The sequence below is a fragment of the Mycobacterium xenopi genome, from assembly GCF_009936235.1.
Classification (GTDB): domain Bacteria; phylum Actinomycetota; class Actinomycetes; order Mycobacteriales; family Mycobacteriaceae; genus Mycobacterium; species Mycobacterium xenopi.
This window is the reverse complement of sequence record NZ_AP022314.1, coordinates 1,749,768-1,763,283: the sequence shown is the minus strand read 5'-3', so window position 1 is coordinate 1,763,283 and position 13,516 is coordinate 1,749,768. Positions and strand designations below refer to the sequence as shown.

Genomic DNA, 13,516 nt, shown 5'->3' with positions numbered 1-13,516 from the left:
AACCTCATTCTCAAAGCAGCCGTCAGACGCGGACACCAATGAGGAGACACACCGATGGCCGCCCCGGACGAAGCCGAAATAACCCGCGGAGAACGCTTCATCAAGACTGCGGTCACGATCCTGGGGGAAACCGGACGCACCGACTTCACCGTGCAAGAAATCGTCGCGCGTGCCAAGACGTCGCTGCGCGCGTTCTACCAGCATTTCAGCAGCAAGGACGACCTATTGCTGGCGCTGTTCGACAGGACCATGGCTCAGTCGGCGCAGGCCTGGCGCACCGAAACCACCGGGATGGACGCCAGCGCCGCGCTCAAGCTGGTGATCGACCGCATCAGCGCACAACCGGAATCGAGCACCCAGGACAGCCTCAACCGGGCCTTGACCCTGTACAACCAGCAGCTGGCCGAGACCCGGCCCCGCGACTACGCCCGCGTTCTCTCGCCGCTGCACCAACTCATCCGCGACATCGTCGACCGCGGCATCATCGAAGGAGTATTTCGGCCCGGCCTCGACGTGGGAGCCGCATCGGCCATCGTCATGCAGACCTTGCTGGGCGCGCTTCGGCTGCACTGGCTGGGCGCCGAATTGAACGGGATCCCGATCGACGCCGGCCAACTCTACGACTTTTGCATGCGCGCCTTAGGCGCGGGCCAAGGTGACACCGAGTCGGCGTCGCCGTCACTGTCCGAGCTGTTTGCTCAGATCGGCATCCGAGACGCCGCCCACCCCGACGACGCCATGGAGATACCGGTGCGTCCACAAGTGGTCAACACCTCGGGTGCGCTGCAGGGCGGACTGATCGCCACGTTGGCCGACGTGGCCGCGGGCCAGCTCGGGCTTCGGCATTTGCCGCCGGGCACCCGCTTCACCACCGCCGACCTTTTCGTTCGCTATCTGCGGCCGGTCCGCGAGGGCTTTGCTCGAGCGGTTCCGCGGATCCTGCGGGCCGGTCGGCGTTCCCTCGTCACGCAGGTCGACATCTTCCGCAGCGTCGACGACGAGCTCGCGGCCACGGCCACAGTGAACTTTGCCGTCATCGAACGCGACGACAAGGAGCCCTGATGAATATTCCGGGTACCTATTACGTCACGCCGCGCCGAGTGGTAACGTCATTACCAGACCTGCCCGTGACCATGTAAGACCCACTACAAGGAGGTCGCCATGCCGTCCCGCGAACTGCCGTTTCCGGTGTTCGACGCCGACAACCACATGTACGAAACCCAGGAGGCGCTGACCAAGTTCCTGCCGGACCACCGCAAGCACGTGATCGACTACGTGCAGGTGCGCGGCCGCACCAAGATCGTGGTGCGCGGCCACATCAGCGACTACATCCCCAACCCGACCTTCGAGGTGGTGGCCCGCCCGGGAGCGCAGGAGGAATACTTCCGCCACGGCAGCGGGGGCAAGAGCTACCGCGAGATCATGGGCGAGCCGATGAAGGCGATCCCCGCCTTCCGCGAGCCAGGGCCGCGGCTGGAGGTGATGGACGAGCTCGGCGTCGACTATGCGCTGATGTTCCCCACCCTGGCCAGCCTGGTCGAAGAGCGGATGAAGGACGACCCGGAGCTGACGCACGACGTCATCCACGCGCTCAATCAGTGGATGTATGAAACCTGGTCGTTCAACTACAAGGAGCGCATCTTCGCGACCCCCGTGATCACGTTGCCGATCGTCGACCGCGCTCTCGAAGAACTCGAATGGTGCCTGGAGCGCGGTGCGCGCACCGTGCTGGTCCGCCCGGCGCCGGTGCCCGGCTACCGCGGCAGCCGCTCGTTCGGTTTCGAGGAGTTCGACCCGTTCTGGCAGGCCTGCATCAAAGCCGGCATCCCGGTGTCGATGCACGCCTCCGACAGCGGCTACGCCGACTTCCTCAACGCCTGGGAGCCCGGCGACGAGTTCCTGCCGTTTAAGCCCACTGCATTCCGGAGCCTGGCGATGGGTCATCGGCCGATCGAGGACGCGATGGGTGCGTTGGTTTGCCACGGCGCGCTGTCACGCAACCCGGAGCTGCGGATCCTGTCGATCGAAAACGGCGCGGAGTGGGTGCCGCATTTGTTCAAGGGCCTGAAAGGCGTCTACAAGAAGATGCCGAACGCGTTCGCCGAAGACCCGATCGAGGCGTTCAAGCGCTGCATCTACATCAGCCCGTTCTGGGAGGACAACTTCGTCGACATCGTCAAGATGGTGGGGTCTGACCGGGTGGTGTTCGGCTCGGACTGGCCGCACCCTGAGGGATTGGCTGACCCGCTGACCTTCGTCGACGAGCTCTCCGGCCTGGATCAAGAAGACGTAGAGAAGATCATGGGCGGCAACCTGATGAAGTTGATGAAGGTCTCGCAGCCGGCCAAACAAGTCAGCGCCTAACACCGCCGAGCAGACGCAGAATCGCACGTTTTGTGCTGAAACAGTGCGAGTCTGCGTCTGCTCGCCAATATCGTCACCGGCATGGAGCAGCGCACCCTCAACGCGGTCATCTACCAACGGGATCCGCCGATCGCCCGGATAATCCTCAACCGCGTCGACAAGGCCAACACCAAAGACTCGACCCTGGTGCGCGAAGTCGACGATTGCCTGCACCAGGCAGACCGCGACGGCGAGATCAAAGTCGTGATCCTCAAGGCCAATGGCGAGGGCTTCTGTGGCGGACATGTGGCCCGGTGGGGTCCCGACGAGAACCCCTACCCTGAGTTCGGCACGACCTTCGAGGAGCTATACAAGGGCACCGCTGATCTGTTTTTGTGGCCGACGCTGTATCTGTGGGAGTTTCCCAAACCCACGATCTCGCAGATCCACGGGTATTGCATGGGCGGTGGCATCTATTTGGGCCTGCTGACCGATTTCTGCGTGGCATCCGAGGACGCCTATTTCCAGATGCCGCTTGCCCAAAGCCTCGGCGAGCCGGGCGGGCACACCATGATCGAGCCGTGGCTGATGATGAACTGGCACCGGGTCATGGATTGGCTTTTGTTGGCGCCCACGCTGTCTGCTCAGCAGGCGCTTGAGTGGGGCCTGCTTAACAAGGTAGTGCCGCGAGACGATCTCGAGGACACGGTCGAGGACATGGCCCGCCGGATCGCCCAAATTCCGTTGACGACGTTGATGGCCGTCAAGAACAACGTGAAGCGGGCCTGGGAATTGATGGGCATGCGTGTGCACCTGCAGGTCAGCCACATATTGACGAACATGGTCGGCGCGGCGTCGGACGTTCAGGCCCGGCGAGCCGAGCTGCTGCGATCGGGCCTGAAGCCTCGGGATTTCGTCGCCCGCGACGACAGCCAGCAGGGCGATCAGTAGGGGGAGCAGTAGGGGGAGCAGACGCAAAATCCCCAATTTCGTTGCGAAATTGGGGGATTTTGCGTCTGCTCGCCCGGTCAACGGCTCATCTCACCGGCGACCCGGCGTCCAGCGGCGTGTCGGGCCGCGACGTAGCCGAACACCATCGAATTGGCGATGCTCGCGCCGGCGCCCGGATAGGTTCGGCCCATCACGGTCGCGGTGGTATTACCGGTCGCGTAAAGACCGGCGATCACCCGGTCTTGCTCGTCGAGAACCTGCGCGTGCTCGTTGGTGACCACACCTCCGCAGGTGCCGACGTCAGCCGGATAGACCTGAACCGCGTAGTACGGTGCTCGGTCCAGCGGGCCGATCGAAGCGTTCGGGCGATACCCGGGATCGCCCAGACAGTCGTTGTACGCCGACTGGCCGCGGCCAAAGTCGGGGTCGAGTCCCTTGGCCGCGAACCGGTTGAACCGCTCGACGGTGTGCGCCAATCCATCTGCGGGGACTTCGATTTGGCGGGCCAAGTCATCGAGGGTGTCGCCGCGTTTGACGGCACCGCGTTCGATCAGTTCGGCGGGCAAGCGCCGTTTCAGGGGATTGGCGCCCGCCACATACCGGCGCACGTAACCGTGGTCGAAAACCATCCAGCACGGCACCGCCTTGTTGGCGTACATCGCCTTGCCCACTTCGACATAGGAGTTCGACTCGTTGCAGAACCGTCGGCCCGTCGCATCGACGTAGATGGCGCCCGGACGCTGCCGACCTACGCCCAACGACCCTGCCACCGCACCGCCGTCGGCAATGAAAACCGAAGGCAGCCACCACGCCTCGTCCAACAGATCGGTCCTTGCGCCCAGACGCATAGCGGCCTGCAGCACCTCGCCGGTGTCGCCGGCGTTGGCGATCGACCACTTCCCGTCGTTCGGCTGATCACCGCTGTATCGGCGTCGCATGTCGGCGTTGTGGCTAAATCCACCGGCAGCCAACAGAACTCCCTTACGTGCCGCGACGTTTAGCGCGCAGCCGTCGCGCATGACACGGACGCCAACGACCCGGCCGCCCTCGACTACCAGGTCTTCCATCGCGGTGTTCGTCCACACCGGGGGCTCGCCGTCGCTCAGGTCGATCAGCACCTTGAGCATCTGTGCAATCAGCGATGCTCCGTTGGTCAGTATGTCGCGGCGGCGGGTGCGCGCCGCAAGCGTGCGTAGGAACACCCGCAACGCAACGGCAAACGCACCCGGCGCACGGTTGAAGTACTGGACGGAGCGCAGTTCGTTGGTCTTCACCACAAAGCCGTAGTTGCGGGCCAGCGGCGGCTGAACCTTGTCGCTCCATTCACCCAGTCGAGCCGCGTCGAATGGGATTCCCTCGACCGCACGGCCGGCCTCGTTGCCGCCCTTGTGGTTCGGGTAGTAGTCACTCCAGCCCGCGCACCGTTCGAGTCGAATACCTTTACGCAGCAGGAAGTTCATCATCTCATAGCCGGCGGTCAAAAACACTTCGCGTCGCGCCGGCGAGGACGCCACACCGATGTCGCCGACCACGTCGGCGAGGTAAGCAAGCCCGTCCTCGGGCGAGTCCGCGATACCCCCGGCCCGCATCAGCGGATTGTTCGGCAGCCAGACGATACCCCCGGAGAGCCCCGTCGAACCACCCACGAGGCCTTGCTTTTCCACAACCAACGGCTGCAGCCCGGAGTCGAGCGCCGTCAACGCGGCGACCATGCCTCCTCCACCGCTTCCGGTGATGAGCAGGTCGACGGACCGATCCCAGCGGACTGTCATCGCAGCGCCAAGTCCGCGATCGGCACGTCGATCGTGGTGTTGGTCTTCTGGATCGCTGGCACCAGGGTGTCGTACGGGAGGCTGGCCAGAAAACCGTCGATGACGCGTTCGAAGTTTGAGATCAGTCCTTCGATCTGGTTGGACAGCCGCATATATTCGAACCCGCGCGAGTGCAGTCCTTTCTGCTGCCGCGGCAGATTGGAAAAGTCCTGCGCGGGAATCGGCGGCCAGCGCGGGTCGTCGGGTGCCATTGGTTGCGGCGGGGTCGGCTTTCCGGTCACTCGGTCCGGCGGGATTCGGGTGAGCGACCAGATCTCGAACAGCGTCTGCTCGGGCCCGAGCGGACGAATCCGGTATGACGAGGCGCTGCTGTAGGTGGGCAGCAGGAAATAGTGCGGAAAGCAGAACCCGATCGCGTCGGTGATGCCGCGACGGTCGAGTTCGTTGAGATCGGGCATCTCGCAGCCCCGGGCCCGATGCCAAGCGACGACCGCCTCGTTGAGCGTGCTACGCCAGGTAGCCATTGCCGCGCTCGGGTCGGCCGGCAATTCGATGTTTTGCAGGCCCTCGGCGATGCGGATGTCGTTTTCGTGGGTCATGCCGCCCATGCCCTCACCGAGCGTGCGCATGAAGTACAGGCTCTTCTGGATCAGGTCCCGTCCTGACGACGAGCCGTTGCTCGAAGTGGGCAGCAGCTGGGGATGGGTCTGCGGGACGTGGTAGCCCTCCATGAACGCCGCGGTCGCCACCTTCCAGTTCACCGGCAGCAGACACGACTGCCACCACTCGGTGCGCAGCGACTCCACCTTCCAGGCGTCGTAGACAGAGGCGAACGGTTCCAGGCAGTCACGTAACGCGGGGGCGTCGTCGTCGAGGTTGATCCACGCGCATCCGCCCCACAGCTCGCAGCGCACCGGGACCAGGTTCAGATCCTGGGGGCGCAGGTTGTGCTCAGCGAAGACCTCCGCACGCGGCACAAACGTGTTGTCCCCATTGAGCCCCCAGCACCAGCCGTGGAATGGACAGACGAAACTGCGACGAGATCCGTTGCCCTCCACGATCTTTACCCCGCGGTGGCGACATGCGTTGTGGTAGGCGCGCACCGTTTGGCTGTCGAGGCGCACGACGATGATCGATTCGTCGAGGATCTCGTACTCGACGAAGTCGCCGGGTTTAGGGATTTCCTCGAGCCGGCACGCCATTTGCCACACACGAGGCCAGAGCAGCTCGGTTTCCAGCGCGTAGAACTCGGGGTCGTAATACCGCTGCTTGGGAATTCGGTCCGGCGTCTGCACTGCCCACGGAACCGGCAGCGGCGTCCAGTCACTAGTTGTCACCATGGCTATCCCTCATTCATCTCAGACGATCCGCGAAGTCTTTCCCTGCCAGTAGCGGTCGCGGATGCGCCTCTTGTAAAGCTTGCCGTTGGGGTCGCGGGGCAGCTGCGGGTCGAAGTCGACTGTGCGCGGGCACTTGTAAGCAGCGAGGTGGTCTCGGCAGTATGCGATGAGCTCGGCTTCAAGGCCGGGTCCGGCCATGACGCCGTCGGCCGGTTGCACCACAGCCTTGACCTCTTCCCCGAATTCGTCGTTGGGGACGCCGAATACCGCCGCGTCGACCACTTTGGGATGCATCACCAGCAGGTTCTCCGCCTCTTGTGGGTAGATGTTCACCCCACCCGAGACAATCATGAAGGTCGAGCGATCTGTGAGATACAGGTAGCCGTCCTCATCGACGTAACCCACGTCGCCCAATGTGCGCCAACCGTGTTCGTTGCGAATCGACGCGGTCTTGTCCGGATCCTTAAAGTACTCGAAGTCGGGTCCGCCTTCGAAGTAGATCTCGCCCGGCGCACCGGCGGGAAGCTCGCGCCCGTCCTTGCCGACAATGTGCACCGGGGACAGCGGCTTGCCAACCGAGCCGGGGTGGGCCAGCCACTCCTCTGGCCCGATCGTGCTGCCTGCGAAACCCTCGGTCCCGCCGTAGTATTCGTAAATGATGGGTCCGTACCACTTCATCATCGCCTGCTTCACCTCAACTGGGCACGGGGCGGCGGCATGCAAGACGCACAGGAGGCTGGAAACGTCGTATCGTCGCCGTACCGGCTCGGGCAGCTTGAGCATCCGAACGAACATCGTCGGCACGAACTGGGCATGCGTGACTCGGTAACTCTCGATGAGCCGAAGCACGTGCTCGGCGTCGAACTTCTCGATGATCACCGACGCGGCGCCGACGCGGTTGACCGCCATTGTGTAGTTCACCCCGGCGGCGTGATACAGCGGCGCTGGCGACAGATACACGCTGGAAGCGTCCATACCGTAGCGGTGGCGCAACGCCAATTCCATTACCGCCTGGGCCCACGAGCCACCCTGTGTGGGCAGCGCACGGCGCACCGCCTTGGGCCGCCCGGTGGTGCCGGAGGAGTACAGCATCTCGCTGCCGTCTGACAGCGGGGGCGCGTCGCCGGCGGCCACCAGGGCGTCCTCGTAGCAGCGCCAGCCTGTCCGCCGCTCACCGACGCTGACCAGGACGTCTAATCGAGGACAGGCGTCGAGGATTCGCGACCCAAACTGGGCAAAAGACGAGTCGACGAATAACGCGCGTGCCTCGCAGTCGCAGACGATGTAGGCCACTTCGTCAAACGTGAGGTGCGTGTTGATCGGCGTGTAGTAGAGACCGGAAAGTTGACACCCCCAAGTGATCTCGAGGAACTCGGGGCAGTTGCCGAGCACGAGCGCGACGCCGTCGCCGCGACGCAGACCCGCCTCGTGCAACACCGCGGCGACGCGCTGGCTGCGGAGATACAGTTCGCCGTACGACATCTGCTTGCCGTCCGCGACGATCAGCGCCGTGGACTGCGGCGCACGGCTGGCGTGGTCGGCAATGTTCACCGAACAGCCTCAGGGTTGTGGGGATTTCGCTGCCTCAGACGCCGCAGCTTGGCGGCGGGCCATCTCCGCGGGTTTGATCTTGCCCTTGAGCACCTGCTGAACGAGCGCCTGCACGTCGGCGCTCAGTGATGCCAGCGCAACCAGGTCGTTGGAGCTCTGCCAATGCACCCGCATGCCCATCAATTCCCACGCCCGCTTAAGGTTGGCCTTGGTCGCCAAGAGCGTCGTCAGCGGAGCCTGGGCGATATGACGGGCTATGGCCTCGACACGCGCTTCGAGTTCGTCTCGCGGCACCACTTCGTTGACCAAGCCGATGGCCAGCGCCTTGTGAGCATCGATCACCTCCGCCAGGTACAGGTAGTAGGCCGCGCGCCGCCAGTTCATGAAAACCCAAGGCTCGATCGAGCATTCGCCCGATGGCATGCCGAAACCCTGCAAGGGCGGGTACTGAAAGTAGGCATCGTCGGCAGCAATGACGATGTCGGTGGTCAGCCCGTAGTGGGTGCCGCCGCCGACGCAGTAGCCGTGCACCTGCGCGATCGTCGGCTTGGAGAACTCCCACAAGTTCAGCACCGGCTTGACGAACAGGTCGCTCTGCGGCTTCCACGGTGTGCCAGTATGTTTGAAACCCTCCACGAACTCCGGGTAGTCGACGGCGTTGTTGCCGATCGCGTGTCCGGAACAAAAGCCGTTACCGTTGGCCTTGACGATCAGGACCTTGATGTCGTAATCACGGTCGGCGTCGGCGAGCGCGGCGTCCATCTCCTCGACAAGCTTCTGGTCTTGAGCGTTGGCCTTTTCGGGCCAATTAAGCGTGACACGCGCGATCGCGCCGTCTTTTTCGTAGATGGTGCGCTCACGAGTCTCTTTCAGGTCCATACCTTCTCCTCTGTTTTGATCACGCCGATCTCAGTGCCGATGTCGTAACTGGCACCGGCTTCCGCGGTCCACACAACGATGCCTGACGCACCCGCCTCGATCTCCTGTTCGGCCTTTTCAGTAGCGATGACGTAGATCGGCGTGCCTTCCTCGACACGTTCGCCGTTGTCGACGAGCAGCTCGACGAGTTCGGCCTCGGACACGGCGACCGAGACCCGCGGGATGCGAATCACGAAGTCACCCATGCGTGCTCACCGATCGCAACGTTTGTTGGGCTGCAGTGACGATCCGCGCCGGCGACGGGTAAACCTGGGCCTCCAGCGCCGGCGCTGCCGGGATCGGGACGAACCTGGCGCCCACCCGCTGGATGGGCGCGGCAAGCTCGCCGAACAATTCGCATTGCAGGATCGCAGCGATTTCTGCTCCGGGCCCGGCGAATTGGACCACGTCGTGAACAACCACGACTCGACGAGTGCGGCGCGCGGACTCACAAATGGTCTCGACGTCGAGCGGCACCAGGGTGCGCAAATCGACCACTTCGGCGCTAACACCCTGCTCCTGCAGGCTGGTCGCGGCAGCAAGTGCGTCCAGCACACTGCGCCCGTAGCTGATCAGAGTCACGTCCGTGCCGGTTCGCTTGATCTCGGCCCGGCCGAGAGGCATGCGAAACCCAGGATCGATCGGGACTAAGCCGCGCTGGGTTTGCAGCCGGATGGTCTCGACGAACAGGCAGGGATCCTCGTCGAAGATCGCCGACGTCAGCAGGCCTTTGCCGTCGCGTGGAGTGGACGGAACGATCACCTTCAGCCCCGGAACGTGCATGAACCACGCTTCCAGGCTTTGGGAGTGCGTCGCCCCGGTGGCCAGTCCGCCATACACCTGGGTGCGTACGGTGATCGGCGCCGCGGTGCGTCCGCCGGTCATGAATCGCAGCTTGGCAGCGTTGTTGATCAACTGGTCGGCGGCAAGGCCGATGAAATCCATGATCATGATCTCGGCCACCGGCAGCAGGCCGTCGATCGCGGCGCCGATCGCCGCCCCGACAATCGCGGCCTCCGAGATCGGCGTGTCCAGCACGCGGTCGGGGCCGTATTTCGTCGACAGCCCCGCGGTCGGGCCGGTGGCGCCAGGGTCGGCGATGTCCTCGCCCAGCAAGAACACTCGCTCGTCGGCCTGCATCGCTTGGTCCAACGCGAGGTTGAGTGCCTCACGCATCGTCATCTCTTTTTCGTCCATGGCCGACTCGCTCATTTCGGGGACGTGATCGGGTGGGCGTACACGTCGCGCTCGAGTTCCTCGATCCCCGGCGCCGAAGCACTCATGACGGTTCGCAACGCTGCTTCGACGGTGTCGGCGGCCCCGCGCTCGATGCGGTCGAGCTCCTCCTCGTCGCACACACCCGCCTCGGTGAGACGGCCGCGGAACCGCGGCACCGGATCAGCCGCCATCGCCGCCGCAAGCTGCTCTTTGGGTATATACGGCATCCGATCGCCGAAGTAGTGGCCGCGGAATCGGAACGTTACGCACTCGAGAAACGTTGGTCCGCAGCCGCTTCGGGCCCGGTACAGCGCTTCATCGAGCGCCGATTTCACCGCCAGCGGGTCGTTGCCGTCTACGCGAACCCCCGGCATCGCGTAGCCGGCGGCCCGATCGGCGACATGCTCGAGTTTCATGGTGTGTTCAGTCGGCGTCATCTCGGCGTAGCGGTTGTTCTGGCACACAAACACCAGCGGAAGGTCCCACAGCGCGGCCATGTTGGCTGCTTCGTGGAACGAGCCGGTGTTGGTGGCGCCGTCGCCGAAGCTGACCGCGGTGACCCGGTCGAGCCCCTTGCGCTTGGCGGCCATCGCCAGCCCGACACCCACAGGCGGTCCCGCGCCGACGATCCCGGTCGAAAGCATGACACCCCTGCCGGGATTGGCGATGTGCATGGTGCCGCCCTTGCCGCGGCTGGCGCCCACGGTGCGGCCCATCATCTCGCCGTAGATCTCCTCCAGCGGGACGCCCTTGCCGATCAGGTCGTGCAGTCCGCGGTAGGTCGTGACCAACTGGTCGTCTTCACGTAGCGAGACAGCCATCGCGGCCGCGACGGCCTCCTGTCCGCGCGACGGCCAGTACACGCACATGAACTCGCCAGTGGCGATGCCCTTGGATAGCCGGTCGTCGGCCGCCTTCATCAGCACCATCAACGCATAGATGCGGCGCTGGGTGTCTGGCGGCACCTCCACCGACGCCGACGGCTCCATCACACCCCCGACCAGGGCTTGACTTTCAGGAAGCCGCCAGCATCGACACGCAGTTGCTGGCCGGTGATATAGCGGGCGGCGTCGCTGGCGAGAAACACCACGGCCTCGCTGATGTCCTCGGGTTCGACATAGGGGATCGGCATCGCCTGGATCACCGGAAACGACAGCTCGGCGTCTTCGCGGGTCGGGTTCGCCAGGTCGGGCCGAAAAGCCCGATACATCGGCGGGCTGTGCAGCATGTCGGTGTTGCAGTTGGTCGGGTGGATCGCGTTCATCCGGATGAACTTGGGAGCCAGCTGCAGCGCGAAGTCGTTGACGTAATGCGCGACAACCTGTTTCGCGAAGGCGTACCCGGCCCCGCCGGGGCCGCCGTCGATGCCGCCGGTGTTCATCGAGGCCATGAACGCCGCCACCGACCCGATCACAATGACCGACGCGCCTTCCTGCAGGTGTTTGAGGCTGGCATGCACGAGGTTGATCACGCCGACAAGGTCCACGTCGACGGCATCGGCGAACGCCTGCGGCGGCAGGCCCGCGGTCAGCGGGCAGATGCCGGCGTTGGCTACCACGATGTCGAGCGGCCGAACTCGGCGACGCCGCGATCGATCGCCTCGGCCAGGGCCGCGCGGTCACGGACGTCGGCAATCGCCGCGAACGCACGCTGCCCTTCCTTCTCGACGAGCCTCGCCGTCTCGTCGAGATCCTCCGGCCGTGCCAGTGGATACTCGTTGGTTTCGATGTCGGCGCACAGGTCCACCGCGATGATGTCGGCGCCCTCCGCGGCGAGCATCCGCGCATGCGAACGGCCCTGTCCGCGCGCGGCCCCGCTGATCAGCGCCACCTTGCCCGTCACCTTGCCCATGGCCGGTCCTTTCTGAGAAACCGCACACCTGCATTAGGGCACAACATCATTGGCGCCCATTCCCGCTGGCATAACGGGGCCGCGGCTCCGCGATCAGCCAAGTGGACGAGACGAACGTTCGACCCCATCGCATCTCTTTCGAAAAGCTGCTCGCGCGCAAAGTCGCCTCCGGCCAGACCTATGGTAGCTAGATTACCTAAAATAGAAAAGACACCCGCTGCGATGTGCCTGGCAGCGGTTGCCCGAGATTGACCTAGCAGTGAATCGACCTGAGCGAAGGATGGTCAGATGTCAGGCATACTCAGTGGTGTCCGGGTCGTGGAGCTGGCGTCGTGGACCTATGTGCCGGCCGCCGGCGTCGCGTTGGCAGATTGGGGCGCCGACGTCATCAAAGTGGAAAGTGTCACCAGCGGCGACCCCGGAAGATCGCTCGTCATCGGGGGTTTCACCCGCCAAGCCGCACGCGCCGACACCGACTTCATCCTCGAGTTGAGCAATCGCGGCAAACGCAGCATCGCACTGGATCTGAAGACCGACACCGGTCGCGAGATCTTCGGCCAGCTCCTCGCTCAGGCCGACGTGCTGCTCACCAACTGGCTGCCGGCGGCATTGGAGCGGGTCCGCCTGACGGTCGAAGACATTCGGCGCTTCAATCCGAACATCATCATCGCGCGCGGAACCGGACTGGGGGTACGCGGCCCGGACCGTGACCGAGGCGGATTCGACGCCGCCACCTACCTGGCTCGTGGTGGCGTGGCCTACACGCTCACACCGTTTGGAACCGAGCATCCCGCCGTTCAGGGCCCGGCCTTCGGTGACCTGCAGGCGGGAATCACGTTGGCCGGCGGCATCTGCGGCGCACTGTTCCACCGGCAACGGACCGGCGAGCCGACGATTGTGGACTCATCGCTGCTGGCCCAGGCCATGTGGAGCATCGCGCCCTCGATTTCGGTCGCCGACCTTTTCGATGTCGACGGAATACCCGGTGCGGCTCCGGGGTTGGCCATTAACCCGCTCGTCAACAGGTACAAAACCAAGGATGGTCGGTGGATCCAGTTGGTTTTCCTGCAGCCTGACAAGTTTTGGGCCGGTTTCTGTCAGCGGATCGGTCTACCGGAACTGGCCACCGACGAACGCTTCGTGCCGTCGTCGAATCTGATTACCAACGCCGCTGAGGCCACCGCCATCATCTCTGCCAAATTCGCCGAGCACGATTTGGCGCACTGGCGGGAAGCGTTGGCTGAGGAGCCCGGCGTGTGGGCGCCGCTGGCCACGCCCCGAGAAGTGCTTCACGACCCGCAGGCGAAGCCCAATGGTTACCTCATCACTAATGCCGACGACCGTGGTGTCGAGTACCAAATGGTCGCAGCACCAGTGCAATTCGACGAGACGCCGCCACCGCCGACGCGAGCACCCGAGCATGGCCAGCACACCGAGGAAGTCCTGTTGGAGCTTGGCTATGACTGGGACGACATCGCCAAGGCCAAAGACAGCGGCGCGATCCTGTAACGGCGAGCAGACGCAAAGTCCCGCAAAAAACAAGGGTTTTGGGGGACTTTGCGTCTGCTCGCG

The 13,516-nt window shown here is 64.2% G+C and carries 11 protein-coding genes and 1 pseudogene; 4 read left to right on the top strand and 8 right to left on the bottom strand.

Annotation, left to right across the window (positions count from 1 at the left end):
- Positions 1-54 precede the first annotated feature (54 nt).
- The 3 genes from MYXE_RS08310 to MYXE_RS08300 all read left to right on the top strand — a co-directional run bounded on the left by MYXE_RS08310 (position 55) and on the right by MYXE_RS08300 (position 3,294).
- Entirely contained in the window at positions 55-1,062 is a 1,008-nt protein-coding gene (locus MYXE_RS08310; protein WP_085195499.1) for a hotdog fold thioesterase, read from the top strand.
- Positions 1,063-1,161: 99 nt separating this feature from the next.
- Positions 1,162-2,364, top strand: a complete 1,203-nt coding sequence (locus MYXE_RS08305) for an amidohydrolase family protein (RefSeq protein ID WP_085195496.1) — start codon at positions 1,162-1,164, stop codon at positions 2,362-2,364.
- 81 nt (positions 2,365-2,445) lie between these two features.
- Positions 2,446-3,294, top strand: coding sequence for an enoyl-CoA hydratase-related protein (locus MYXE_RS08300; RefSeq protein ID WP_085195494.1), 849 nt, complete (start codon positions 2,446-2,448; stop codon positions 3,292-3,294).
- A gap of 77 nt (positions 3,295-3,371) precedes the next feature.
- Here MYXE_RS08300 and MYXE_RS08295 read toward each other — a convergent pair whose 3' ends face one another.
- From MYXE_RS08295 to MYXE_RS08260, 8 genes and pseudogenes are all read right to left on the bottom strand, one after another.
- The gene (locus MYXE_RS08295; RefSeq protein WP_085195492.1) at positions 3,372-5,066 is read right to left on the bottom strand and encodes an FAD-binding protein; all 1,695 of its coding nucleotides are present in this window, start codon (positions 5,064-5,066) and stop codon (positions 3,372-3,374) included.
- On the bottom strand, positions 5,063-6,406 hold the full coding sequence (locus MYXE_RS08290; protein WP_085195490.1) for an aromatic ring-hydroxylating oxygenase subunit alpha: 1,344 nt from the start codon (positions 6,404-6,406) through the stop codon (positions 5,063-5,065). Before MYXE_RS08290 ends, MYXE_RS08295 begins: the two co-directional genes overlap by 4 nt.
- An 18-nt stretch (positions 6,407-6,424) precedes the next feature.
- Positions 6,425-7,957 carry an acyl-CoA synthetase gene (locus MYXE_RS08285; protein WP_085195488.1) on the bottom strand — a complete coding sequence of 511 codons (1,533 nt, stop codon included), beginning with the start codon at positions 7,955-7,957 and terminating at the stop codon, positions 6,425-6,427.
- A 9-nt stretch (positions 7,958-7,966) separates the two neighbouring features.
- Positions 7,967-8,836 carry an enoyl-CoA hydratase-related protein gene (locus MYXE_RS08280; protein WP_003920950.1) on the bottom strand — a complete coding sequence of 290 codons (870 nt, stop codon included), beginning with the start codon at positions 8,834-8,836 and terminating at the stop codon, positions 7,967-7,969.
- A complete protein-coding gene (locus MYXE_RS08275) occupies positions 8,827-9,081 on the bottom strand; it encodes a lipoyl domain-containing protein (protein WP_003920949.1) in 255 nt (84 codons plus the stop codon). Before MYXE_RS08275 ends, MYXE_RS08280 begins: the two co-directional genes overlap by 10 nt.
- Complete coding sequence (locus MYXE_RS08270; RefSeq protein ID WP_085195528.1) at positions 9,074-10,072, bottom strand: alpha-ketoacid dehydrogenase subunit beta; 999 nt, start codon at positions 10,070-10,072, stop codon at positions 9,074-9,076. The genes MYXE_RS08275 and MYXE_RS08270 overlap by 8 nt, the downstream gene beginning before the upstream one ends.
- Before the next feature lie 11 nt (positions 10,073-10,083).
- A complete protein-coding gene (locus MYXE_RS08265; protein ID WP_003920947.1) occupies positions 10,084-11,082 on the bottom strand; it encodes a thiamine pyrophosphate-dependent dehydrogenase E1 component subunit alpha in 999 nt (332 codons plus the stop codon).
- A pseudogene (locus tag MYXE_RS08260) lies at positions 11,082-11,944 on the bottom strand (mycofactocin-coupled SDR family oxidoreductase). The gene MYXE_RS08265 and the pseudogene MYXE_RS08260 overlap by 1 nt, the downstream one beginning before the upstream one ends.
- Positions 11,945-12,232: 288 nt before the next feature.
- Between MYXE_RS08260 and MYXE_RS08255 the strand changes: the two are divergent.
- On the top strand, positions 12,233-13,453 hold the full coding sequence (locus MYXE_RS08255) for a CaiB/BaiF CoA transferase family protein (protein ID WP_085195486.1): 1,221 nt from the start codon (positions 12,233-12,235) through the stop codon (positions 13,451-13,453).
- The last annotated feature ends 63 nt before the right edge of the window (positions 13,454-13,516 follow it).